Below are 21,752 nucleotides of genomic sequence, written 5' to 3' on the forward strand. Positions count from 1 at the left end.
GGGTTCATCGTGCCGCCTCCGCGTGCCTGCCACCGGCGCTCGCGGCCGCGCGGTCGTAATGCCGCAGGAACAGCTCCTCCAGCGTCGGCGGCCGGCTGACCAGGCTGCGCACGCCCGCTGCGGTGAGCTGACGCAACGCCGCGTCCAGCGCGGCGGCGTCGACGCTGAAGCGCACCCGGCCGCCGTCGGCACGCAGACCGTGCACCCCCGGCAGGCCGGCCAGCCCGTCCGGTGAGCCGGCCAGCTCGGCCTCGATGGCGGTGCGGGTGAGATGGCGCAGCTCGGCCATGGTGCCGGACTCCACGGTACGGCCGTCGCGGATGATCGTGACGTGGTCGCAGAGCGCCTCGACCTCGGAGAGGATGTGGCTGGACAGCAGCACCGTACGGTCACCCGCGCGCTGCACTTCCTGAATCGTCTGCCGGAAGACCTCCTCCATCAGCGGGTCCAGGCCGGAGGTGGGTTCGTCGAAGACGAGGAGTTCGGCATCGGAGCACAGCGCGGCGACCAGGGCCACCTTCTGCCGGTTGCCTTTGGAGTAGGTGCGGCCCTTCTTGCGCGGGTCGAGGTCGAAGCGTTCGATCAGTTCGTCCCGGCGCCGCCGGTCGAGGCCGCCGCGCAGCCGGCCGAGCAGGTCGATGGCCTCGCCGCCGGACAGGTTGGGCCAAAGGGTGACGTCGCCGGGCACGTACGCCAGGCGGCGGTGCAGTTCGCCGGCCTGCGTCCAGGGGTCACCGCCGAGCAGCCGGGCGGTGCCCGCATCGGGGCGCATCAGCCCCAGCAGGATCCTGATGGTGGTGCTCTTGCCCGCGCCGTTGGGCCCGAGGAATCCGTGCACCTCGCCGACCCGTACGACGAGGTCGAGGCCGTTCAGCGCCCGGGTCGGGCCGAACGACTTGACCACTCCGGCCATGGTGATGGCATCGGTCTCAGCCATGATGGGTGTCCTTGCGCTGGAAATGATCTCCCTGCTCGGCCTCCCAGGCAGTCCGGGCGGCCTTGAGCATCGTGTCGTCCACGTACATGCCGTGGGTGTAGATCTCGAGCATGGGCAGCCCGACGCGCTGCAGCACGTCGAGGCCCATGCGGTCGTAACCGAGCGCCCGCGTCAGGGCCGGCGCCATGGTCAGCGTGGCGAGGCTGATCAGCACGGTGAGCACGGCCAGCGCCCGCACGTCCGAGGAGGGGCGCATCGAGCCATCGGCGATTCCGGCCCGGAAGAGCTCCTCGGTCTCCTCCACCAGCGTGTTGACGAACGTGGTGGCCGCCGAGGAGTCCTCCTCGATCGCGCGCACCATGTACTGCACGTGGAGGCCGTATTCCTCCGGGTTCGCCAGATATTCGCGGGACAGATCCTGCACGCCGGCCGGGCCGGCCGAGGTCCGGGCCCGCCGCACCAGTATCTGCAGGACATGGTCATCGCAGACGCTGCGCAGATGGTCCTTGCTGCCGAAGTGGCGAATGATCAGGGCGGCGCTCACTCCTGCGGTGGCCGCGATGGCACGCAGGTTTGTCTTCTGGAAGCCATCGCGGGCGAAGTGCGCGATGGCGGCATTACGGATCTTGGCCTGAGCAGTCAGATCTGACGAAAGAGCTGAACACACGTTTACTATGATAAACACGTGTTCAGTGGCGTGGCAACCGGGGTCAGAACGTGGCTAGGATGATCTTTCCGTGGACGTCCCGTCGTTCGAATGCCCGATGCGCCTCGGCGGCCTGGGCGAAGCGGGAAGCAGGGGCCGCCGAGGTGGTCGTAGACGATCCGGACGCCTTTGGGGTGCTTGGCGCGTACGACCTGGGCGACATCCTGGCGCCGGTAGTCGATGGGCACGATGTCGTAGTCGCGCAGCAGATGCAGGCTGCGCTCGGAGGCGGTGCCGTACATGACCAGGCCCCGGTGAGCGCCGAGTTGGCGCAGCACGTCACCCACGCCGCCGGTCGCGCCGTGGATAAGCACGGGAGCTTGATCGCGCTGTGGCGTCTTCTCGGGGTGTCGGAATTAGCTGATTTAACGACACCGGGCTCCGACCCTTCCCGAGGAGAGCCCGGTGCAGATCGTCTACTCCCGCGTCTCCACCGCGACCCAGTCCCTGCTGCGGCAGCGCCACATCCTCACCGAGGCCGGCCTTCTCGTGCGCACCGAAGGCGTCGCCGAGGGGTTCCGGCCTGCCGACGGCGTCCTCCTCTTCGAGGACCCCGCCACCACCTCCAAGATCCCCGCCCTCGACCGGCCCGCGTTCGGCAAGATCGCCGCCAAGGCGCACCCCGGCGACACCCTGACGGTCTCGGAGCTGTTCCGGCTCTGCCGCGACCTGCTCGACATCCACGCCGTCCGCAACTGGTGCCAAGCCCGCGGCGTCGCCCTGCGCGTCTTGTCCGGACCGCTGTCGAACTTCCACGATCTGGCCGCCAACGACGCCACCACCGCCGTCATCATCAACGTGATCACCGCAGTCGGCCAGTTCCAACGTGACATCCAGAACGAGCTCACCGTCGAGGGGATCGCCGCCGCCGAGGCCGAAGGCCGCTACCGCGGCCGGCCACCCGCGCTGGAAGGTGACCGGCGCGAGGACGTGCGGGCGGCCTTCGGCGAGGGCACCTCGATCGCGGCCCTGGCACGGGCTCATGGGGTAAGCCGGGTGGCCGTGCGAACCGCCCTAGCCGACCTGCTACCCGGCCAGGGCGGCCAGCCTCGGCCATCGGCCTGATCGACGGGAAGGGTCAGGCGACCAGGTCGAGGTCAAGACGGCCCATGTCGATGTCGATCGTCCCGTACAGGTTGGCGTTGGACCAGAACAGCGGCGAAAGTCCTCGCCTGTCGGCATCGGTCATCTTCTTCTGCCAGGCGGGGTCCTTGAGGACGGACTGAACCAGCAAGGTGTTGATGAAGACCAGCGCCGACTGGAGCAGGTGAAGACTGAGCATGGAGACCTCCTGATGCTCCTTGTCACTGCCGGGGATGGTGCCGGCACTGCCGTAGAACAGGTCGGTGTTGGCGGAGTTCCAGTTCTCCACCACCTGCAAGCCCTCGTGGATCTCCCGGCGCAACTCCGGGGCGGCGACGTACTCGGCGACGAACACGCTCTTGACCGCCTTGCCGAGTTCCTCGATGGCCCTGTAGGTGGAGTGCTTGGGGCCACCGCGGGTGAAGCGTCGCAGCACCTGCTCGGCCTCGGCCGAGCCCAGCCGCAAGGCGGTGTCATATTTCCCCATCTGGTCGTACTGCTGAGCGATGATCTCCCAGTCGATCGGCTTGTCGGCCACCATGCCGGTCAGGCATGACGAGACCTGGTCATCGGCGTCAGCCTTCACCAGCTTCTGCCGGGCGATGTTCTTCATCCGCGGCAGCAGCTTGAACCCCAGCAAGCAGGAGAACGCGAACCCGACCAGCGACTGGCCATGACTATCGGTGTACTGGCGATCGATCTGCGCGTCGGTGCAGTGCCGCAGCACGCCCTCCATCATCGCGGCGACCTCGGAGGCGTTACAGGCCCGGAAGTTCACCATGAAGGACGGCAATCAGGTTCCCGTTCCTCCCTATCTGGAATGGCGCATCGAAGGGAGCGACCTGGTCGATCTTCACCCGCGTCGCGATCGGCATTGTGGACCAGGCCGGGGAGCGGCCGGACCAGAGCTGATCTTGTCCCCGCCTGCCCCCGTGTCCGAAGGCAGGTCACGTACTCCTGAACAGCCGGTCCAGATGCACGTCGATCGCGGCGAGCGCGTCCTGGGGCTCGATCACGTCGAGTTCGATCAGGGGGGTGAGGCCGGTGAGGGCGAGGAGCAGGTTGGTCTCGGTCGCCGGGTCGCGGCCGGAGTCGATGTGCCCGTCGGCGATCGCCTGGCGGACCAACTGCTCAATGAGGGCCCGTCCTTGAACGAGGCCGCGGCGCGCCTGATCGTGGACGGCCTCGTCGTGCAGCGCCTCCAGGACGTAGGCGGCGCTCATCCGGCTGGTCGCGCGGGCATCGGCATGCAGGGGGAGCATTTCCGCGAGCGTCAGTCGCAGCACGTCGCGGGGGTGCGGACGGTCACCGAGCTTTTCGAGCCCCTGGTGTACGCGCACCGAGGTCTGCTCGGACGCGAAGTCCATGGCGAAGGAGAGCATGGCGGTCCGGGAGGCGAAGTAGTGCTGCAGCTGCCCGAGTGACATGCCCGCCTCCTGCGCCACCACGCGCATCGTCAGCTGTGTGACGCCGCGCTGCTCCACCACCCGCCACAGTGCGCGGGCGATCGCTTCGCGGCGTCCGCGGTGATCAACCTGTTTCGGCATCGCCGGCCCCTCCCTCGTACCCGGGGACTGTTCCAATACAGTTGACATAATACACTTGACCTATAACCCTGGGGTCCACTCGAGGGAAGGAATCGTCATGTCCGAACAGCCAAAGGTACGGACCACCGAAGGCGTGGTGCAGGGGCGCCGGCGGCAGGGGCACGCGGTGTTCCGCGGCATCCCGTACGCCCAGCCCCCGGTCGGAGCGCTCCGCTTCGCCGCGCCCGCGCCGCCGCACCGCTGGGAGGGAACGAGGCAGGCGGTCGAGTTCGGCCCCGTGGTGCCGCTGTCCCTTCCGATCGACGTGCCCCCGCAGGGCACCGACTGGCTGACGCTCAACGTCGGCACTCCGGATCCCGGCGCGGCGGGACTGCCGGTGCTGGTGTGGATCCCCGTGGGCGGCTACCTCTCGGCGGCGTCGAGCGACCCGATGTTCGACCCGGCAGCGCTGGCCGAGGCGGGACTCGTCGTGGTGACCATCAACTGCCGCGTGGGCGCGGAGGGTTTCGCGTTCCTCGACGACGCGCCGCCCAACCGCGGATTCCTCGACCAGATCGCGGCGCTGGAGTGGGTGCAGCGCAACATCGCCGCCTTCGGAGGCGACCCCGGCCAGGTCACCGTGGCCGGGGTGTCTGCCGGGGCGGGGTCGGTCGCCGCCCTCCTGACGATGAAGCCGGCGCGCGGCCTGTTCCGGCGGGCCATCGCCCATTCGGTGCCGGGGCTGCACAGCACCCCCGCGCTGGCACGGCAGGTCACCGCCTCGTTCGCGGACCGGCTCGGCGCGGCGGCCCCCACCGCCGCGGCCCTGCGCGACATCGACCCATGGCACCTGGCCGCCGAGCTCACCTCCTTCAACGCCCGCCTCCACGCGCACCGGGAGAGCTGGGGACGCCTCACGGAGACCGGCACCGCGCTGTGCCCCGTCGTCGACGGCGAGGTCCTCCCGGAAACGCCCTGGCCCGCGCTGACCGGCGCACGCGCGAGCGGGACCGAACTGCTCGTCGGCCACACCCGGGACGAATTCCGGTACTTCAGCGTCATGAGCGGACGGTACGGCACCTTCACCGAGGAGGACGCCCACGCAGCCCTGGAACTGCACGCCCCGCAGCCGGACGGCGCGCGGGCCTACCGTGCCGCGTTCCCGCAAGCAGGCCCGGAGGAGTTGGTGGAGATGGTGTATTCCGACGCCCTCTTCCGCATGCCGTCACAGAAGCTGGCCGAGGCGAACGCCGCAGCCGGCGGCACCTCGTACTTGTTCGAACTGTGCTGGGTTGCCCCGGCCAGCGGCGGCATCCTGGGCGCCTGCCACAGCCTCGACGTGCCCCTGGCGTTCGGCACGCTGGACAGCCCCGTCGGCACCCAGCTCATCGGCGAGGAGCCCACTCCCGAGGCCGTCGCGCTCTCCCGCGAACTCCAGGAGGCATGGGTCCGCTTCGTCACCACCGGCGACGCGGGCTGGTCCGCCCACCGGCCCGGCGGGCACCTCACCCGCGTCCTGGACACCGAGTCGAAGACTCTGCCCTACCCCGAACAGGCATCCCACCAGATCTGGGAAGGCCACTTCCCTGCCCCCTTCGATCTCTCGTAATTGTCCGGGTCGGCTCTAGGCCCTCCGCTCGGGTCGGCGTGATGTGCCGTATAGTAACGCTCCGTGAGCGCGGGCACGGAGTGTAGTGGGGTCGTTCGCGGTCCCGGCCGAGGGCGTTCTGGCGGGTCTCGGCTCGAACAGAGCAGGATAAGTCCGGCGCGATAATGTGATCTTCGGTGTTTCCGCAGGCCGGGCTGCCCGGTAAGTCCTTTTATGTCAACCAGGAGAATAAAGATCCATCTCAGCGCCAACGGTTGCCCTCAGGCTCCTCGCCCCCGAAATACGCTCGCGTGTACTTCGTGACAGCTTCCTTTACGGCAGGCCAAAGCCCGCGGCGGTGAAGTCTTCGGTCATCGCGTGCAGCGGCCGGTTCCAGAACCTCATCTGGACGGCCTGCCCGCCCTGGGCCCATTCTTCGGTCCGGCTGCGGGTCTCGAAGTACTTACAAGGCGTTGCGTTGACCGCTTGACCCGCACCGATGAGAGGGCGCAAGCGTCCTGCGAGCAACAGCGCGGTCCGACCGGGGACTGAGAGCCCGGTGTCTATACCTTGCTCGCGACCACCATATAGTTCTCGGCCTCAAGATCGAACGTGCTCACTTCCGTCCGGAGTCCGACCCGGTGCAGCTCGACTTCGAGTTCCTCGTACCGGTAGGGCCAGCAGGACAGCAGTTCCGAGCGGACAAGGACCAGCCCAGTCGCATCAACTTGCGCGATCGCAATCTCGATGTGGTGCTCCTCCTCCCAATGCGGCGCAATCTCCCAGCGGTAGACCACGACGGCATCGCGACCGTTCCGGCGGACGAGTCGGTCACTGATGTCCAGCCGGGAACCTCTGGCCCTCACGAGTTCCCAAGTGCGGGATGTGAGCACCAAGCGCCCCCCAGGGCGCAGAAGCCGTGACATCGACTCCAGAGCAGCACCCCTGCCTGTCGCGCCCGCGGCATGGTGAAGCGAGTTGCCAACGCAGAACACCATGTCGAACGTGTCGTCCTCGAAATGGTCGGGCAACTCTTCCCAGTTCGCCCGCATGGCCCGGACGGATGCCCCGAACTCCTCAGACAACTCTGCAGTCCGACGAACCATCGCTTCGCTGGCGTCAGTTGCAACAACCTGCATGCCACGACCGGCGAGGCCAACCGCCAACTGTCCGGTTCCGCACGAACAGTCGAGGACGTGAGCGTTCGACGGCAGGAGACTGAGGACGTCATCGAACGACGCAGCGAACTCGGCTGGAGGCAACTTTGCATCCGAGATGAGCCATTCATACACCTCAGCAAGCACGTCATATTCCGTCACAACCACTACCTCCGTCACGCGGCAGACTCACGGCGGGACGTCAGTCCATCATCGGAGCAAGCCGGGCGCCATTGGTTTTCGCGAGGACAACCCGTCCGCGCATGCCGCGGATAGCGCGAGCTGATCCGCGTCATTCGCCGTGGTGTCGGCGCTTCGGAACGATCAATACGAAGATGCGGCCTCGGTGAGCTTCTCGGGCATAGCAGACATCAGGCCATTGCGGCCCATCAGTCGACGATCTCGTCCCACGCCGCGTGCATCTGCTCAGCCATCCCCAGATCCCCCGAAAGGTCGGCAAAGGGCCAGCCTCGCGCAAGCTCGTCCGCCGCGGCGGACGATTCGCCCGACACCGCTCAAGGAAGCCTTTCCGACACGGGCGCAGGCCGCGATCCCGGCCTTTACCCCCCGTCCTCGTCCACGCTGTCGCCGCCCTCGGGCACGTCGGGGATCTCACCGAGTTGCCGCAGCCCTTCGGCCGGGGCGGAGGAGGCGATGGCATAGCGGCCCAGGACGTCGAGGTGGGCGTGACCGAGCGGGCTGAGCCGGGCGGCGTCCTCGTCTTTGACCGGCACGCCGCGGGCGCGTAGCTGGTCGACCGCGGCCGACAGGTACTTGGAGTTCCACAGCGCGACCGCGTTGACCACCAGCCCCAGCGCAGCCAGTTGATCGTCTTGCCTTTCACGGTAGGCCTTGCGGATCTTCCCGCCGTTGCCGTGGCAGATCTTGCGGGCCAGCCGGTGCCGCGACTCCTGCACGGTGAGCTGCTTGTTCAGCTTGCGCCGGTAGGTGTCGTCGATCGGATCCAGGATGGACAGCAGGTGCAGGGTCTTGTCGATCCGGCCGTACTCGGCGAACGCCTGCCCGAGGGGGGTCGGGTGCCCCTTGCGCGCGAACATGCGCAGCAGGTCGTAGGCGCGGACCTGGTTGGTCACCAACGATCCGGTCGACCCGGGTCATGTCGGCCCACTGGGCATGGATCTTGCTTCGGTTGATCTTGTTGCGGGCGATCGCCTCCAGCGGCCCGTACTTCGGCGTGCTCCCGTCGGGCAGCTCGGCGCGCCAGAACCACTGGTCGCCCAGGTCGGCGAAGCGGGGCGCGAACCGGTAGCCGAGCATGGAGAAGATGCCGAACACCATGTCGCTGGCCTGGTTGGTGGTGACCAGCTCGGGCCTCGGCCCGGCGTCGATGTTGATCAGGCAGTCCAGGATGTACAGCGAGTCGCGCGGGGTGCCCGGCACCACCACCTGCCCGATCCCCCTCACTTGATCATTGACTGCGTTGAGGAGGGTCAGGCCGCGTTTGTAACCGAAGTACTTGGGCGAGGGGGCGGCGTTGATCGTCTGCACCGGGACGACGAAGCGCAGCCCGTCGGCTGCCGCAGCCGCTCCAGCTCCGAGATCCGCGCCCCCTCGGGAACCACCAGCAGCGCCGCCAACGCCCGCGGCAACCCCGCGTCGACGCGTTCCACCTGACGCGTCACCGTCGCATACAGGCGCTCATCAGCCTGTTCCCGGACGCTGGCCACCGGCCGCTCCAGCACTGTCACCCCCGGCAGCAGCACCCGATGCCGGCGCAGCCACGCCACCGACTGATCGAACAACGCCGTCGACCCCTCCGCATGCGTCCACGCCCGGCCATGCAAGAACGTCAAGAACCGCTTCGACAGCACCCGGCCCTCCCACGACTCCCGATCGTCGAAGTCGTGAAAGCCGTAGACATCGAGGATCATCCACGCGTGGTCATAGGCCGTCTGCGCCCGCACCGCGTACTCCTTCACCTGCGACGGGTCGCCGATTCCCCACTGCTCAGCCAGGTAGTCCACCACCGGCCACGGCACCGCCAGCGGATCGCTCAGGAACAGGCCCTTGTACCGGACCGTCCCAATCTGAACCGCTACCCCCCAACCGGTGCGAGTCCTGGCGCGACTTGGCGATCACGTCCCGATCGAACGCGTCCAGGAAGAAGAACTTCTCCAGATCAGACAGCGACGGCAACTCCTCGAACGCCGTATACGCCCGGACCTGGTCATCAGACAACAACCCCACAGGCATAGGCGACAACCGTCGACACGCCACCTATCACCCAGTAACCACCAGAAAGAAGCCAGACGTCCAGCTCCTTACCAGAAATGATCACCGCAAGGTCCGCGAGAGAAGCAAGATCGTTCTCATCGATAACGACTGGTCCCCGGTTCCTCAACCCGTGATCCCACGGCTCGTACGCCCGCTCGACGACGTCCGTCACATCGGCCGATCGAGACCGGGGATGTCGGTCGCCCGTCCTCCGCTGTCAGCTTGGGTTCTTAGCCTCTTCTGCAGGCCAGAGCGTTGTGATCTTGTCAGGCACGTGAGGCATGTCGGCTGCGTTGCACGGCATGTGCTCCCGAGGGAGCGCATGCCGTGCCATCGGGCCGGCCGTGTCTGCGAGCGTGTCAGCGCGACACCGGCTGGACATCAGAGCGGTCCGCGACCTGATGACCGTGAACGGTTCAGTGATGGTGGCCGCGCGCGACGCCGCGTAAGGCGTAGGAGGACAAGATCGTCCTGGACGGCATCGGCCTGCGCCACACGCTGTGGGGCCTGCCAGCCCGCTATGGCGTCATGTTCGGGAGCCTCGTGCCCATCGGAATCATCGTTGCACCGCCGGAAAGCCTGCTTGCCTTCGAGCGCGCTCGAATGTCTATCTTCGCCGTCATGACTACGACAAACGGGACCAAGACTTGGATCATCACCGGTGCGAGCTCCGGGCTCGGCCTGGCGTTGGCCGAGGCGGCGCTGGCCGCGGGCGAGCAGGTGGTCGGCACGGCGCGGCGGGCCGGCCGGTTCGACGCGCTCCGGGCTCAGTACGGTGACCGGCTGCTGCCGGTCGAGCACGACGTGCGCGACACGGACGCGGCCGCGACGGTCGTACGGCGCGCGCTCGACGCATTCGGGCACGTCGACGTACTTGTCAACAATGCCGGGGCCGGGCAGGTGGGCGCCGCGGAGGAGGTCACGGACGCGCAGTTGCGCGACATGCTCGAGCAGCACCTCCTTGGCCCGGCCGCCTACGTGCGCGCGGTGCTGCCGCACATGCGTGCGCGTCGTTCCGGTGCGATCGTGCAGATGAGCAGTCAGGGCGGCCGGATGTCCTTCCCCGCCGTCGGCAGCTACTCGGCCGGCAAGTTCGCCCTCGAAGGCTGGTCGGAGGCTCTGGCGGGCGAGGTCGCGCCGTTCGGCGTCCGCGTCCTCATCGCCGAGCCCAGCCGCTTCCGCACCGCCTTCAATTCGGCCGAGGTACTCAACACCGTGGACCAGCACCCGAGCTATGACGAGGTGATCGGCGCCGTCCGCGCGAACATGGCCGAGGCCGACGGCATCCAGGAGGGCGACCCGGCACGCGCCGCCTCGGCCATCCGCGACATGCTCGACACGCCCGACGCGCCACTCCGGCTGCCGCTCGGCGCCGAGGCCGTGCGCAATCTCACCCGCACCTACAGGAACGCGCTCAGCGACGTCGAGAAGTGGGCGTATGTCAGCCAATCGGCCGACTTTCCCGGCATGCCGCCGGCGCAACGCGCGTTCTGAGCTCCGTACCCTGTCAACCATGGCCACCGAAGACCTGATCGAGCGCATCCTCGCCGACGGCGACGAACCGTCCGCATCGGTCATCAATGCGCTGCACGAACTCCTCGACGACACCGCGATCGAGGCCTCGGCGACGCCCAAGAGTGTCGCCGAGGCCGCCCGCCTGATCGGCCTGTCCCCCCACACCCTCCGCTACTACGAGCAGGAGGGACTCCTGCGGCCGGCACGCAACGCCTCCGGTTACCGCGAATACTCGGCGTTCGACCTGCGCCGCCTCATCTTCCTCACCCGGATGCGGCTGTCGGGAATGACCATGCAGGATCTCAAGCGCTACATCGCCCTCGTCGAGCGTGGCCCGAGCACCATCCCGGAACGCCGGCGCATCATGCTCGACCAGCGCGACCGCATCGTGCGACAGATCCGCGAACTCACTCTCGCCCTGGAGACGACCGAATACAAGATCCGCGTCTACGACGGGCACCCAGAAGGCTGACCGGCGGCCGGGGTGACCGCGCAACAAGCCCTGACGAGCCTTCTCAGGCGCTCCTGGACCGGTCCAGTCCCTTCACAACAGGTCCACAGGACCCGGATCCTCACCGTGGCGAACGTACATGTCCTCACCCCGGTCAACGAACACATGCGTGACATGTACGGGGGATACCTTGCCGGCCTGCCGGCAGGTCGAGGCGGCACGCCCGAGGAAGTGGCCGAGGCCATCCGGTTTCTCGTCTCTCCGCGAGCCTCCTACATCCAGGGCGCTGTCCTGACCGGTCGACGGCGGCAAGACCGCGGTCGTCGCGATGTGAGCCCGTCCCCGACGCCGTGAGTTGGCATTCTGGCCTCGCTGCCGCTGGTCGCCGCGGGGGAGGAGTTGCGCGATCAGCGGCGCGCGACGATGGGGCGGGCGCTCGCGGCGCAGAGCGGTGACCTATCTGCCCGGCCCGGTCGACGAGGCAGCCGACCGGGTCCGGTCACTCCACGAGACGCTCGGCATCACCTGCTTCACGTTCACCCCGACCCCGGTAGCGGGTGGCGAGTTCTGGGCTCTGTCCCGCGAAGGCGGCGAGGTCGGCCTGGAAGACCGCGTCCAGCAGGCCGGCGTCCTCGACACCCGGGGCGCAGACGGTCTCCCCCCGCTCAAGGCCGCGCAGGCTGGCGGTCACGACGTCGTCGGCCGACATGCGGGGCACCGCGCTCAGGTCGAGGCCCTGTCGCTCGTGGAACTCGGTGGCGACCACCCCGGGGCACACGACCTGCACCGTGACGCCGCTGCCCTCCAGCTCCGCGCTGAGAATCTGCGACATCGCAACGAGATAGGCCAGGCTGCCGCCGTAGACGGCACGACGCGGCATCAGCGAGTGCGGGGCGGGCCCGCTGAACGCGATCATGCCGGCGACGTTGACGATCGTGCCTTCGCCACGCTCCCGCATGCCGGCCACGGCCGCGCGGGTGAGCAGTGTGGGCGCGAGGACCTTGACGCCGACGAGTTCGCCGGCCTTCTCGGCGGGTAGCTCGGCGAGCGGCATGTAGTGCGCGACACCGGCGTTGTTCACCAGTAGCGTCAACGGTTCCGTCGCGCAGATCTCGGCCACCGCGTCGATTCCGTCGCGAGTGGACAGATCGGCGACGACGGTGCGCACCTTCACCTCGGGGTGCGAGCCGGCGAACTCCGCCAGACGCTCCTCGCGCCTGCCCACGAGCACGAGGTCGTAGCCGTCGGCCGCCAGCCGTTCGGCGAACGCCCTGCCGATTCCGGAGGTGGCACCGGTGACGAGTGCGAGTTTGTCCATCTTCTTTTCCTTTCCGGGAGTTTTCACGGATTGAGGCTGCGCAGCAGCCCGGGCAGGCCATGCGTACCGGCCGGCCCGCGTTCAGTGACGGACCGGGCGTCCACACCGGACTCACGCATCGCCGCCTCGAACAGCTCCATGTCCAGCGCCTCAATGCTGGACAGGTGCTCAACGATGTCGGGAGTCAGCAGGTCCAGCAGCGTCAACGCGGTGCTGGACGCGCGGCGGCCGACTCCTGGAGGCTGTCGTGGCGGTCGTGCGGCACCCCCCGCAACCTCGCAGCGAGTCGGGCCGCCGGGCCCAGGCGTGCAGGGCGAACCCGGCCTCGGCGATCGCCGTCGCCGTGGGCAGGCCCTGGTCGCCCGGGCCGATGAAGCCGGCTGTCGGTCTCGCGGTGTCCATGCCTCGAGGCTGCCGGGTGTTCCGGCGACCAGCCAGGTCCCCGGGCTTCCTGGGAACGCCGGTACCAGGCGGTGCCGAGACGGCGGGGACATACTGGACTTCGTGGGGACGAAGGCATTCGGGCAGGCAGTGCGCCGGTGGCGCGAGCGGGTGTCACCGGAAGCCGCTGGACTGTCCCCCGGCGGCCGGCGCCGCGTCGCAGGGCTCCGCCGCGAGGAACTCGCCCAGCTGGCGGGCATCTCGGTCGACTACGTCATCCGCCTCGAACAGGGGCGCGCGACCAATCCGTCGGTACAGGTCGTCGAGGCCCTGGCCAGGGCGCTGCGGTTGTCGGCCGCCGAGCGCAGGCTCCTTTTCCAGTTGGGCGGGCTCCAACCGCCGGGCCCGGAGTGCGTGCCCGCGTACCTCACGCCGAGTGTGCAGCGCCTCCTGGAGCGGCTGGCCGGCACACCCGTCGCGCCGTCTTCGACGCGACCTGGACGCTGCTCCTGGCCAACCCGCCCTACGCCGCGCTCATGGGTGATCCGGCCGGGTGGCACGGCCACGAACGCAACGCGGTGTGGCGCAACTTCTCCGGCCTGAACGGCCGGGTCCGGCACACCTCGGAGTCACGCAACGCCCTGGAGACCGCGCTGGTGGCCGACCTTCGGGCCACCACCGCGCGCTATCCCGCCGACCAGCGGCTCCAGCGGCTGGTGGCGGACCTGCTCACGCACAGCGAGCGGTTCGCCGAGCTGTGGAGGGCCGCCGTCGCGGGGCACCACGAGGCGGGCCGCAAGACGATCGACCACCCCCAGGTCGGCCCGCTGACGCTCGACTGCGACGTGCTCGCCGTGGCCGGCAGCGACCTGCGCATCATGCTCTACACGGCCGAACCGGGCAGTGCGGACGCCGAGCGCCTCGCGCTGGTCACCGTCCTCGGCACCCAGTCACTCGTCGGCTAGGTGACTGGTGTTGAACGGGCATCTGCCGGGCTTGAGCTGGGCCGACTGTTCACCACGGTCGCGGGGGACACATGACGGGCCGCTGGCCTGATCCGGGCCGGAGAGCACGGACAGCGGCCCTCGGCTCGTTCACCTCGGCGATCACCACGCGAGGGCGGTCACGAACCGCTGCAGCGTCGGGTAGGCGGCCACCCGCTTGAGCTCGCTCACGTCGGCGCGCTGGGCGGCCCGTCGTACTCGCGCTGCGCTGCGATGATCTGCTCGCTGTGGCGGACCGTCCATTCGTACAAATGCATGAAAGGGTCGCGGAGAGACTCGCCGAGCGGCGTGAGGGAGTACTCCACTCCCACCGGCGACGTCGGCAGCACTGTGCGGCGGATCATGCCGTTGCGTTCCAGCCTGCGCAGTGTCTGTGTCAGAACCCGTTGGGTGATGCCTTCCAATCGCCGCTTGAGTTCATTGAACCGAGTCGGCCTTTCAAGGATCGCCAGGACCATCATCGACCATTTGTCGGCGATCTGATCGAGGATCGGACGGCTCGGACAGTCCGGAGTGAACGTCCATTCCGTCTGCTGAATCGAACGAGGCATCGTGGTGTCCTCCGTGATCCCTGGTGTGCCGAAAGTGCGTTGTTGACGTCCCCGGGGGCTCGGGCGAGCCTAGGTATGTCTTGCATACCACCTAACTCACAGAGACGAAACGGAGCAAACCGTGATGCCCCTTGACGGCTACAGCACGCTGCAGGCGACTGGCGAGAACGGCGTTCTCCGAGTCATCCTGGACAACCCGCCGGTGAACGTCCTCGGTGCGGTGATGATGCGTGAGGTGCGGGATCTGCTCGCCGCCGTTCGTGAGGACCCCTCGGTGAAGGTCATCGTGTTCGAGAGCGCGAATCCCGAGTTCTTCCTCGCCCACGTGGACATCCAGGTTGCCGACCGCATGGACATCCTGCAGGACCTCGCCGCGTCCGCGCCGGAGGGGGTGAACGTCTTCCAGCTGATCGGGGAACTGATCCGGCGGCAGCCTCAGGTCACGATCGTCAAGCTGGCGGGCAAGGCTCGTGGCGGGGGAGCCGAGTTCGTAGCGGCGGCGGACCTAGCCTATGCGGCGGAGGAAACAGCGGGACTCGGACAGGTCGAAGCGTTGATGGGCATCACGCCGGGCGGCGGCGGGACCCAGTACCTGCGTGAGCGAGTGGGCAGGAACCGGGCATTGGAGATCGTCCTCACCGGCGACCTCGTCGACGCCCGCACGGCCGCCTCGATCGGCTGGATCAACCGTGCGATTCCGGCGGCACACCTCGATGCGTACGTTTCCGACGTCGCATCGAAGATCGCAGCACTTCCTGACGGCGTGATCGCCGCGGCGAAGAAGGCGCTCCCGCCCACCGAGTACGGCCAGGGACTGATCGCGGAGAACAACGCTTGGGCCGGTCTGGTGGGCCTGCCCGCAGCGCAGCGGATCATGAGCACGGCCCTGACGAGCGGAGCGCAGACCCCCGACGGCGAGCGAGACCTCGAGCCACTGCTCCGCACGATCGCGGCCCAAGGAGCATGAAGAGGGCCGGTCATCTCCGTCTCAACCGTGATAGCCGACGCCGTCATGACCTCGACGGCTGCCACTCTCCTGTGGTTGGCCGGTGACCCAGTCCCAGTTGGCGATCGTGGTGCGCATCAGGCGGGCGGCGGTGGACAGATGGCTGCCGGCAACCCAGTACAGGGTGACCGCGCGCCGGCAGTCAGGGCTGTCGACGGGGACCCAGGCGCCGGGGATTCGCGTGTTGGTGGTCCGGGCGAAGGAGGGGACGAGACCGATGCCGAGCCCCGCGCTGATCAGGGCCGCGATGGCGCTGGGCTCGTCGACCTCGCAGACGATCTTCGGGGTACGGTCCCGTGCGGCGAAGAGCCGGTCCAGGAGGCGGCGTTGCCAGTGCCCTTTGCCGGCGCTGACGAAAGGCTGGTCGAGGAGCTCGTCGATGCTCACCGACGTACGGTTGGACAGCGGATGGCCGAGGGGCGTGCCCAGACCGACCGGCTCATCGAGCAGCTCGACCGCCTCCAGGCCCTCAGTGGCGATCGGCTGGGAGGCGACGCACAGGTCGACCTCCTGGGCCCGCAGGTGACGGCCCATGTCCTCGGCCGCCATCCAGCGGAGTTCGACCTCAACCGCCGGGTGAGCTTGTTTGAAGGCCGCCAGCGGCCCGGTGAGCGTGAGGAAGGTCTCCGACGCCAGCCGTACGGTGCCCACACCCTCGCTGACGGCCTCGGCGACGGCTCGCCGCCCCGCATCCAGCTCGCCCAGGGCGCGTTCGACGTAATCGCGGAAGAGCTTGCCCGCGTCGTTCAGCCGCAACCGGCCGCTCCGGTCGAACAGCGGTGTGCCCAGCTCGCTCTCCAGCCGGGCGATGGTACGGCTCAGCGACGGCTGGGCGACGCGAAGCTCCTCGGCCGCGCGGCTGAGGTGTTCCAGCCGCGCCACCGCCAGGAACTGCCTGAGCGAGTTCAGCTCCATTACGCCTCCCGACACATAACACCCTGGTGATATCAATCTTAGAGAAAATAACCCTTGAGACATAGCGCCTGAATCTGCCGGCACATACTCCTCCCCGTCCTGCGGGAGTACTCCCGCAGTCGTAGTCCGGGCGGTCGTAGGTCCCGATGGGGTAGCGGCAGATCACTCCGCCTGTACGACGCCTCTGAGCAGCAGCTGGACGACGATTGCGGTCATGAGAACCCCCGTCGGTACATCCACCAGCGCAGTCATCGAGTCGGGTATGCGGCCGGGGCTCACCCTCGCCGCGGTGGCCGTCGTGCAGTTCATGGTGTCGCTGGACCTGTCGGTCGTGAACGTCGGGCTGCCGCAGATCGCTGCCGGCCTCGGCTTCAGCGCGGTGGGCCTGACCTGGGTGATCCACGCCTACGCGCTCACCTTCGGCGGGCTGCTCCTGCTGGGCGGCAAGGCCGCCGACCGGTACGGCCGCAAGCGGATCCTGCTGCTCGGACTCGGCCTGTTCGGCCTGGCCTCACTCGTCGGCGGCTTCGCCCAGGCACCCGGCCACCTGGTCGCCGCCCGAGCCGTGCAGGGCATCGGGGCCGCCGCGCTGGCTCCGGCCGCGCTGGCGCTGCTGACCACGACGTTCCCCACGGGCAAGCCCCGGGTCCGGGCCTTCGGTGTCTGGAGCGCGACGAACGCCGCCGGCGGCGCCCTCGGCGTCCTGATCGGCGGCGTGCTCACCGAGTACGCCGGCTGGCGCTGGGTGATGTTCGTGAACGTGCCGATGGTCGCTTGCGCGCTGGCCATGGTCTGGCGGGGTGTCGCCGCCGGTCCGAGCCCGGTTCGCAGGGGCCGTCCGGACATCCTCGGCGCCGTCCTGGCCACGGGAGGCATGACGCTGCTGGTGTTCGGCATCGTACGCACCGACCGGTACGCGTGGACCTCGCCGACCACCCTGACGACCTTGGCCGTCGCCGCCGCGCTGCTGGCCGCGTTCGTCCACCTCGAACGGACCACCACCCGCGAGCCGCTGATCCGGCTCGGCCTGTTCGCCAACCGCTCGGTCGCCGGCGCGAACGCCTTCAACCTCCTGGTCGGCGCGGCCATGGGGGCCTCGTTCTACTTCGTCTCCCTCTATCTGCAACGCGTACTCGGAACCGGGCCGGCTCTGGCCGGGATCGAGTTCCTGCCGTTCGCCGCCGGTGTGATCGCCGGCTCCGCGCTCGCCGTCAAACTCGGTTACCGTCGCGCGCCGCGGACCCTGCTGGCCGCCGGCGGACTGCTGGCCGCGACCGGGTTCGCGTGGTTCAGCCTGATCAGCTCGGATGGCTCCTTCGCCACCGACGTTCTGGGGCCCTCGATCGTCGTCGGCGTCGGCTTCGGGCTCTGCCTCGGGCCGGTGGTCTCCACCGCCACCGCCGGCGTCGCACCCCATGAGACCGGCACCGCCTCGGGCCTGCTCAACAGCTCACGCCAGATCGGCGCCTCGCTCGGACTCGCCGTACTCGGCACCGCGGCCCACCACCGCACCGGCCCGATCGCCACGCCCGAGACCCTCAACGACGGATACGCGCTCGGCATGACCCTCGGCGCCGCGCTCCTGGTCGCCGCCGTCCTCATCGCCCTGACCGTACTGCGCCGGACCAGCCCGCCATCACGGGCTGAGCAGGTAGAGGACCCCGATCGGCTCCCCGCCCGTTGAAAGACCACCTCAGGAAGGTCGTTCCGGCATGACTGTCACCCCGCTCGATCTGTTCGCGTCCTCGTTCCGGCTGCACCAAGGCGGCGAGATCCACGCCGGAAAGAGAGCAACGGGCTCCGACCAGGACGGCTGGCAGGTGAGGGCCTTCCATGCGAAGACCGACGCCGACGTCCACGCCGACCACTGGGAGGTCCACCCCGAGGCCGAGGAGGTCGTGTCCTGCATCATCGGGAAGATACGCCTCTACCTCCGCCCGGAGCGGCCGGGACAGGAGGAGGAAGAGATCAGGCTGACGGCCGGGACCGCCGCCGTCGTCCCGCGCGGGCGATGGCACCGCATCGAGCTGGACATCCCCAGCAACATCATGGCCGTCACCCTGCCGCGAGGCAGCCGGCTGGAGAAGCGGACCGAAGCCTAGGCGGGACCGGCGTCGTCAGGGAAGTACAGCAGGACCATCTCGACCAGCGCGGCGACGTCGGCCTCCGACATCGGCTCCCCGGTCATGCCCATCCGGTGGAGCAAGGTCCCGACGACGACGTCGATGAAGAACAGGACCCGGTTCTCCGGCTCGCCGAGCGCCTCCTGGAGCGCGAGCCGGTACGGGTCCTGCAACCGCGTGGACAGGACCTCGCGCAGGGCCGGATCGCTGACGGCGTCACTGAACACGCCGGCGAACGCGTCGCCCACCCCTGGCTCGCCGATCTTCGTCGCGATCCAGCGGATGGCCGAGGACATGAGCTCGGCTCGACCGGCGCCCTCCAGCGGCACCGGGCCGAACGCGTCGAGGAGGCACTCCACGACCAGCGCGCCCTTCGTCGGCCAGCGACGGTAGATCGTCGTCTTGGCGATGCCGGCCGCGGCGGCGATGCGGTCGACGGTGGCTCGCGCGTAGCCGAGCTCGTGGACCGTGCTCAGCGTCGCGGCGAAGACCACGGCGTTGACACCGGTACGCGGGCGACCGGGTGATCTGGCGGAGGTGGCCGCTCGGGTCATGCCCACACGATAGCCGATTGCGCTACTGCTGGTATCGATACTTGAGGTAGCCGGGGTGGCGAACGGCCGTTCGTCCACCGCCCCGGCCGCGGGCACGGCGCTCAGCAGGGGGTCTCGACGAACACCGGATACGATCCGCGCCGGCCCACCCACGTCTCGTCGCCGACGCAGTTCTCGTACTTGATCCCCACCAGCGTGGTGTGGTCGGAGTCGCTGTAGTAGTACGTTTCGCAGTGGAAGTCGATCTGGCAGGCGCGGGCGTGCGCGGGTGAGCCGATCACGGTGAGGGTGCCGAGGGCGAGCAGGACGGCCAGCGATGCGCGGCGAATCATGAAGATCCTCCTGGGGGGTGAGCAAGCTCTGCTGCCCTCGATGATCGTTCCCCGAAGCGAATAGATCAATAAGGTCAATACCGGTACTCAAAGGGTCAAAACCACTGTCAGAGTGCGGTGCGGGGGAGTGGCACTACTTCGCGATCGCCTCCCGTACGGACGGGACGATCTCCTGGGCCCAGCGGGCCAGGACGGTGAGGTCAGGAGCCCCGTGGTCGGCGGAGAAGAGCGTGAAGCCCGACGCGCCGTGCTCCAGCACGGCTCCGGTCAGCTCCTCGACCCACTGGCCGACGGAGCCGCCGAGCCAGCGGCCGTCGCCGTCGCGGGTGGCGGGCAGCGGCCGGTCGGTGATGCGTCCGGGGAAGTTGAAGATCGTGCGGATCTCGCTCGGGTCGCGGCCGACGGACGCCGCCGCCTCGTCGATGATCGGCCGGGAGGCCCGGTAGCGGCCGCTGAGCCAGTCGGCCGCGTGGCCGGGGATCCAGCCGTCGGCCACGCGGCCGGTGGCGGCCAGGGATTTCGGGCCGACCGATCCGGTCCACACGGGCGGCGCGGCGACGGGAGCGGGCTCGATCCGGTTCACCTGGTAGTGGTTGCCCTGGTAGGTGACCGGAGGGCCGCCGCCCGACAGCTTCTTGACCAGGACGATCGCCTCCTCGAAGGCGTCCACGGCGTCGCCGGCCGTCAGCCGCGGCACCCCCATGTCGGCGATGCGATCCCACAACCCCCCCGCGCCCATGCCGAGCACGATCCGGCCACCCGACAGCGCCGACAGCGACGTCACCGTCCGGGCCAGCATCGGAGCGGGCCGGGTCGGCAGGTTGGTGACGTTGGCGAAGCCGGCGATGTGCTGAGTGCGCCCGAGGATGAAGCCGAGCGCGGCGTAGGCGTCCACGCGCCCGCCGATGTAGGGATGATCTGACAGGGTGAAGATGTCAAGCCCGTCCCGGTCGGCCTGCTGGGCCATGCGCAACAGCTCGGGTATGTCGTCAAAACCGGAATGCGCGCCAAAACCGAAGACGACGTTATGTGCGGACAATGTGCTGCCTTTCCATAAAACTTTCCGTGTAAATCTTCTCGTACGCCTTCCGGGCCCGTAGTGCCGGGCCGCGGGGAGCACGTCAGGCGGCGGCGCCGAACTGCTCGGTGAAGCGGCCGGTGAACAGGTCGGCCCCCTTGTACGCCGAGACCGTCTCAGCCGGGACGACGGCCGGGCCGTCAGGGGTGGGCAACTGGCCGACACCGCCACGCGGGCCGAGCGGGAGCAGGATCATGGGGTGGGGCAGCGGCTGGTAGGTGGCCGCTGGCTGCTCGCCGCGGAGCCGGGCGATGATGTTCTGGGCCACGACCTCGGCGTGCTGCATCGCGTACCCGGCCATCTTGGTCTCGGCGACGTCGGTGATGTCGCCGATGGCATAGACGTGGTCGTATCCACGGACGTTGAGGGTCTCCGTGACGGGCACCTGCCCCTGCGGCGTCCGGGTCGTCAGGCGGCCGTCGGCGAGGTAGTCACTGTTGACGCGCACGCCGTGCGCGCGGAACCAGATGTCGGCGGTGATCTCCTCCCCGCCGGTCGTGGTGACGGTGAACGTCGCCGCCTGGCCGGGCTCGGTCGCCGGAGGCTCGGTCAGGCGGGTGCCCAGCCGCAGGTGGACATCCAGCTCGTCGAGCTGGCGGCGCAGCTCCTCGCGCATCTCCGCCGGGAAGGCGGCCAGCAGCTGCTCGGCCGGGTCGACGATGGTCACGTGCTTGTGCGGCCAGACCTCCTTGATCTCGCCGGCCAGCTCCAGGCCGACCGGTCCGGCGCCGAGGATCAGCACCCGCCCGGATCCCGCCAGTTCCTTGTGGGTCCGGAGCAGGTCGTCCAGGACCTCGTCCATGGAGTCGGAGGCGGGCTTGGCGGGGTAGGCGTAGCTGGATCCGGTGGCCAGGACCAGGTAGTCGGCCTCGACCCGCCGGCCTGAGGCCAGGGTGACACCGCCGGGGTCCACCGAGACCGCGCGGTCGCGCACCACCGTGCCGCGCCTGAGCCACTGGTCATAGGGGAAGAACATGTTGTGCGCCCAGTCCGGCTGGGTCAGCGCCCGCAGGGAGCCGGCCGAGTTGACGAACGCGTCACGGGGGTCGATGAGAACGACGTCCGCCTCGGCGTCCAGCGCCTTGGCAATCGCCGAACCACCGTAACCTCCGCCGACGACCACGACCGTACGACGACTCATGATTCACACTCCAGCACGACAAGAGATTGAGTTCGTATCCCGAACCATATTAGTTCGTAAGCCGAACTGCAACTCGTCCTCGGATGGGATGCGGCCGGACCGATCAGGAATCGAGAAGCGCCGGCCCCCGGGCCGGGCCTAGCGTGACCGC

The 21,752-nt window shown here is 68.7% G+C and carries 26 protein-coding genes and 2 pseudogenes; 10 read left to right on the forward strand and 18 right to left on the reverse strand.

Annotated elements, in window-relative coordinates; genetic code table 11:
• Positions 1 to 4 precede the first annotated feature (4 nt).
• Genes AB0H84_RS43705 through AB0H84_RS43715 form a run of 3 tightly spaced genes read right to left on the reverse strand, consistent with a single transcriptional unit; the run spans position 5 to position 1,957 of the window.
• A complete protein-coding gene (locus AB0H84_RS43705) occupies positions 5 to 937 on the reverse strand; it encodes an ABC transporter ATP-binding protein (protein WP_357618155.1) in 933 nt (310 codons plus the stop codon).
• Positions 930 to 1,604, reverse strand: a complete 675-nt coding sequence (locus AB0H84_RS43710) for a TetR family transcriptional regulator (protein WP_357618158.1) — start codon at positions 1,602 to 1,604, stop codon at positions 930 to 932. Before AB0H84_RS43710 ends, AB0H84_RS43705 begins: the two co-directional genes overlap by 8 nt.
• Before the next feature lie 5 nt (positions 1,605 to 1,609).
• A complete protein-coding gene (locus AB0H84_RS43715) occupies positions 1,610 to 1,957 on the reverse strand; it encodes a hypothetical protein (RefSeq protein ID WP_357618161.1) in 348 nt (115 codons plus the stop codon).
• A 91-nt stretch (positions 1,958 to 2,048) separates the two neighbouring features.
• Between AB0H84_RS43715 and AB0H84_RS43720 the strand changes: the two genes are divergently transcribed.
• Complete coding sequence (locus AB0H84_RS43720) at positions 2,049 to 2,708, forward strand: recombinase family protein (protein WP_357618164.1); 660 nt, start codon at positions 2,049 to 2,051, stop codon at positions 2,706 to 2,708.
• Positions 2,709 to 2,721: 13 nt separating this feature from the next.
• Here AB0H84_RS43720 and AB0H84_RS43725 read toward each other — a convergent pair whose 3' ends face one another.
• Together AB0H84_RS43725 and AB0H84_RS43730 are read right to left on the reverse strand one after the other, a co-directional pair.
• Positions 2,722 to 3,519 (reverse strand): Tn3 family transposase, encoded by a 798-nt coding sequence (locus AB0H84_RS43725; protein WP_357618166.1) that lies wholly within the window; start codon positions 3,517 to 3,519, stop codon positions 2,722 to 2,724.
• A 154-nt stretch (positions 3,520 to 3,673) separates the two neighbouring features.
• Complete coding sequence (locus AB0H84_RS43730; RefSeq protein ID WP_357618169.1) at positions 3,674 to 4,273, reverse strand: TetR family transcriptional regulator C-terminal domain-containing protein; 600 nt, start codon at positions 4,271 to 4,273, stop codon at positions 3,674 to 3,676.
• Positions 4,274 to 4,370: 97 nt separating this feature from the next.
• Here AB0H84_RS43730 and AB0H84_RS43735 point away from each other — a divergent pair, with 97 nt between their 5' ends.
• On the forward strand, positions 4,371 to 5,861 hold the full coding sequence (locus AB0H84_RS43735; RefSeq protein WP_357618172.1) for a carboxylesterase family protein: 1,491 nt from the start codon (positions 4,371 to 4,373) through the stop codon (positions 5,859 to 5,861).
• Positions 5,862 to 6,403: 542 nt separating this feature from the next.
• Here the strand turns inward: AB0H84_RS43735 and AB0H84_RS43740 are convergent.
• The 5 genes and pseudogenes from AB0H84_RS43740 to AB0H84_RS43760 form a co-directional block, all read right to left on the reverse strand.
• Positions 6,404 to 7,177 (reverse strand): class I SAM-dependent methyltransferase, encoded by a 774-nt coding sequence (locus AB0H84_RS43740; RefSeq protein ID WP_357618175.1) that lies wholly within the window; start codon positions 7,175 to 7,177, stop codon positions 6,404 to 6,406.
• 380 nt (positions 7,178 to 7,557) lie between these two features.
• Positions 7,558 to 8,539, reverse strand: a pseudogene (locus AB0H84_RS43745) (Tn3 family transposase); the annotation flags it as partial.
• On the reverse strand, positions 8,449 to 8,997 hold the full coding sequence (locus AB0H84_RS43750) for a DUF4158 domain-containing protein (protein ID WP_357618179.1): 549 nt from the start codon (positions 8,995 to 8,997) through the stop codon (positions 8,449 to 8,451). The pseudogene AB0H84_RS43745 and the gene AB0H84_RS43750, both read right to left, overlap by 91 nt.
• The gene (locus AB0H84_RS43755) at positions 8,966 to 9,211 is read right to left on the reverse strand and encodes a DUF4158 domain-containing protein (protein ID WP_357618182.1); all 246 of its coding nucleotides are present in this window, start codon (positions 9,209 to 9,211) and stop codon (positions 8,966 to 8,968) included. The genes AB0H84_RS43750 and AB0H84_RS43755 overlap by 32 nt, the downstream gene beginning before the upstream one ends.
• Complete coding sequence (locus tag AB0H84_RS43760) at positions 9,189 to 9,404, reverse strand: hypothetical protein (RefSeq protein WP_357618185.1); 216 nt, start codon at positions 9,402 to 9,404, stop codon at positions 9,189 to 9,191. Before AB0H84_RS43760 ends, AB0H84_RS43755 begins: the two co-directional genes overlap by 23 nt.
• 449 nt (positions 9,405 to 9,853) lie before the next feature.
• Between AB0H84_RS43760 and AB0H84_RS43765 the strand changes: the two genes are divergently transcribed.
• Genes AB0H84_RS43765 through AB0H84_RS43775 form a run of 3 tightly spaced genes read left to right on the forward strand, consistent with a single transcriptional unit; the run spans position 9,854 to position 11,552 of the window.
• Positions 9,854 to 10,726 (forward strand): SDR family NAD(P)-dependent oxidoreductase, encoded by an 873-nt coding sequence (locus AB0H84_RS43765; RefSeq protein WP_357618187.1) that lies wholly within the window; start codon positions 9,854 to 9,856, stop codon positions 10,724 to 10,726.
• 19 nt (positions 10,727 to 10,745) lie between these two features.
• Positions 10,746 to 11,219: a MerR family transcriptional regulator gene (locus tag AB0H84_RS43770; RefSeq protein ID WP_357618190.1), complete on the forward strand. Its 474-nt coding sequence runs from the start codon at positions 10,746 to 10,748 to the stop codon at positions 11,217 to 11,219.
• Positions 11,220 to 11,231: 12 nt separating this feature from the next.
• Entirely contained in the window at positions 11,232 to 11,552 is a 321-nt protein-coding gene (locus AB0H84_RS43775; protein ID WP_357618193.1) for an SDR family oxidoreductase, read from the forward strand.
• Positions 11,553 to 11,697: 145 nt separating this feature from the next.
• Here AB0H84_RS43775 and AB0H84_RS43780 read toward each other — a convergent pair whose 3' ends face one another.
• Both AB0H84_RS43780 and AB0H84_RS43785 read right to left on the reverse strand, forming a co-directional pair.
• Positions 11,698 to 12,516, reverse strand: coding sequence for an SDR family NAD(P)-dependent oxidoreductase (locus AB0H84_RS43780; RefSeq protein ID WP_357618196.1), 819 nt, complete (start codon positions 12,514 to 12,516; stop codon positions 11,698 to 11,700).
• 23 nt (positions 12,517 to 12,539) lie between these two features.
• Entirely contained in the window at positions 12,540 to 12,722 is a 183-nt protein-coding gene (locus AB0H84_RS43785; protein WP_357618199.1) for a hypothetical protein, read from the reverse strand.
• Here AB0H84_RS43785 and AB0H84_RS43790 point away from each other — a divergent pair.
• Together AB0H84_RS43790 and AB0H84_RS43795 are read left to right on the forward strand one after the other, a co-directional pair.
• Positions 12,691 to 13,260: pseudogene (locus tag AB0H84_RS43790) on the forward strand (helix-turn-helix domain-containing protein); the annotation flags it as partial. The gene AB0H84_RS43785 and the pseudogene AB0H84_RS43790 sit on opposite strands and share 32 nt — an antisense overlap.
• 47 nt (positions 13,261 to 13,307) lie before the next feature.
• Positions 13,308 to 13,862 (forward strand): DNA-binding protein, encoded by a 555-nt coding sequence (locus AB0H84_RS43795; protein ID WP_357618202.1) that lies wholly within the window; start codon positions 13,308 to 13,310, stop codon positions 13,860 to 13,862.
• Positions 13,863 to 14,068: 206 nt separating this feature from the next.
• Here the strand turns inward: AB0H84_RS43795 and AB0H84_RS43800 are convergent, their stop codons facing one another.
• The gene (locus AB0H84_RS43800) at positions 14,069 to 14,452 is read right to left on the reverse strand and encodes a helix-turn-helix domain-containing protein (protein WP_357618204.1); all 384 of its coding nucleotides are present in this window, start codon (positions 14,450 to 14,452) and stop codon (positions 14,069 to 14,071) included.
• 124 nt (positions 14,453 to 14,576) lie between these two features.
• Here AB0H84_RS43800 and AB0H84_RS43805 point away from each other — a divergent pair, with 124 nt between their 5' ends.
• Positions 14,577 to 15,419 (forward strand): enoyl-CoA hydratase/isomerase family protein, encoded by an 843-nt coding sequence (locus tag AB0H84_RS43805; RefSeq protein ID WP_357618307.1) that lies wholly within the window; start codon positions 14,577 to 14,579, stop codon positions 15,417 to 15,419.
• Positions 15,420 to 15,440: 21 nt separating this feature from the next.
• Here the strand turns inward: AB0H84_RS43805 and AB0H84_RS43810 are convergent, their stop codons facing one another.
• Entirely contained in the window at positions 15,441 to 16,373 is a 933-nt protein-coding gene (locus AB0H84_RS43810) for a LysR substrate-binding domain-containing protein (RefSeq protein WP_357618207.1), read from the reverse strand.
• A gap of 214 nt (positions 16,374 to 16,587) precedes the next feature.
• Here AB0H84_RS43810 and AB0H84_RS43815 point away from each other — a divergent pair, with 214 nt between their 5' ends.
• Positions 16,588 to 18,057, forward strand: coding sequence for an MFS transporter (locus AB0H84_RS43815; protein ID WP_357618210.1), 1,470 nt, complete (start codon positions 16,588 to 16,590; stop codon positions 18,055 to 18,057).
• Between the two features lie 28 nt (positions 18,058 to 18,085).
• The gene (locus AB0H84_RS43820) at positions 18,086 to 18,475 is read left to right on the forward strand and encodes a cupin (RefSeq protein WP_357618213.1); all 390 of its coding nucleotides are present in this window, start codon (positions 18,086 to 18,088) and stop codon (positions 18,473 to 18,475) included.
• On the opposite strand, the gene AB0H84_RS43825 is transcribed toward AB0H84_RS43820, so the two are convergent.
• From AB0H84_RS43825 to AB0H84_RS43840, 4 genes are all read right to left on the reverse strand, one after another.
• Positions 18,472 to 19,050: a TetR/AcrR family transcriptional regulator gene (locus tag AB0H84_RS43825; RefSeq protein WP_357618216.1), complete on the reverse strand. Its 579-nt coding sequence runs from the start codon at positions 19,048 to 19,050 to the stop codon at positions 18,472 to 18,474. The genes AB0H84_RS43820 and AB0H84_RS43825 overlap by 4 nt on opposite strands.
• A 101-nt stretch (positions 19,051 to 19,151) precedes the next feature.
• Positions 19,152 to 19,382 (reverse strand): DUF6289 family protein, encoded by a 231-nt coding sequence (locus AB0H84_RS43830; RefSeq protein ID WP_357618219.1) that lies wholly within the window; start codon positions 19,380 to 19,382, stop codon positions 19,152 to 19,154.
• A gap of 133 nt (positions 19,383 to 19,515) precedes the next feature.
• Entirely contained in the window at positions 19,516 to 20,421 is a 906-nt protein-coding gene (locus AB0H84_RS43835) for an LLM class flavin-dependent oxidoreductase (RefSeq protein WP_357618222.1), read from the reverse strand.
• 82 nt (positions 20,422 to 20,503) lie between these two features.
• A complete protein-coding gene (locus AB0H84_RS43840; protein WP_357618225.1) occupies positions 20,504 to 21,601 on the reverse strand; it encodes an FAD-dependent oxidoreductase in 1,098 nt (365 codons plus the stop codon).
• Positions 21,602 to 21,752 lie beyond the last annotated feature (151 nt).

Origin of the sequence: Nonomuraea sp. NPDC050786 (assembly GCF_040654115.1) — a bacterium.
In the GTDB taxonomy this organism is placed as follows: domain Bacteria; phylum Actinomycetota; class Actinomycetes; order Streptosporangiales; family Streptosporangiaceae; genus Nonomuraea.

Excerpts from the sequence above, each read along its gene's own strand:
- AB0H84_RS43730 (WP_357618169.1), bottom strand. The coding sequence starts at position 4,273 with ATGCCGAAACAGGTTGATCACCGCGGACGCCGCGAAGCGATCGCCCGC.
- AB0H84_RS43810 (WP_357618207.1), bottom strand. The coding sequence starts at position 16,373 with ATGGAGCTGAACTCGCTCAGGCAGTTCCTGGCGGTGGCGCGGCTGGAA.
- AB0H84_RS43770 (WP_357618190.1), top strand. The coding sequence starts at position 10,746 with ATGGCCACCGAAGACCTGATCGAGCGCATCCTCGCCGACGGCGACGAA.
- AB0H84_RS43800 (WP_357618204.1), bottom strand. The coding sequence starts at position 14,452 with ATGCCTCGTTCGATTCAGCAGACGGAATGGACGTTCACTCCGGACTGT.
- AB0H84_RS43765 (WP_357618187.1), top strand. The coding sequence starts at position 9,854 with ATGACTACGACAAACGGGACCAAGACTTGGATCATCACCGGTGCGAGC.
- AB0H84_RS43755 (WP_357618182.1), bottom strand. The coding sequence starts at position 9,211 with ATGCCTGTGGGGTTGTTGTCTGATGACCAGGTCCGGGCGTATACGGCG.
- AB0H84_RS43780 (WP_357618196.1), bottom strand. The coding sequence starts at position 12,516 with ATGGACAAACTCGCACTCGTCACCGGTGCCACCTCCGGAATCGGCAGG.
- AB0H84_RS43840 (WP_357618225.1), bottom strand. The coding sequence starts at position 21,601 with ATGAGTCGTCGTACGGTCGTGGTCGTCGGCGGAGGTTACGGTGGTTCG.
- AB0H84_RS43815 (WP_357618210.1), top strand. The coding sequence starts at position 16,588 with ATGAGAACCCCCGTCGGTACATCCACCAGCGCAGTCATCGAGTCGGGT.
- AB0H84_RS43820 (WP_357618213.1), top strand. The coding sequence starts at position 18,086 with ATGACTGTCACCCCGCTCGATCTGTTCGCGTCCTCGTTCCGGCTGCAC.
- AB0H84_RS43830 (WP_357618219.1), bottom strand. The coding sequence starts at position 19,382 with ATGATTCGCCGCGCATCGCTGGCCGTCCTGCTCGCCCTCGGCACCCTC.
- AB0H84_RS43735 (WP_357618172.1), top strand. The coding sequence starts at position 4,371 with ATGTCCGAACAGCCAAAGGTACGGACCACCGAAGGCGTGGTGCAGGGG.
- AB0H84_RS43805 (WP_357618307.1), top strand. The coding sequence starts at position 14,577 with ATGCCCCTTGACGGCTACAGCACGCTGCAGGCGACTGGCGAGAACGGC.
- AB0H84_RS43825 (WP_357618216.1), bottom strand. The coding sequence starts at position 19,050 with ATGACCCGAGCGGCCACCTCCGCCAGATCACCCGGTCGCCCGCGTACC.
- AB0H84_RS43705 (WP_357618155.1), bottom strand. The coding sequence starts at position 937 with ATGGCTGAGACCGATGCCATCACCATGGCCGGAGTGGTCAAGTCGTTC.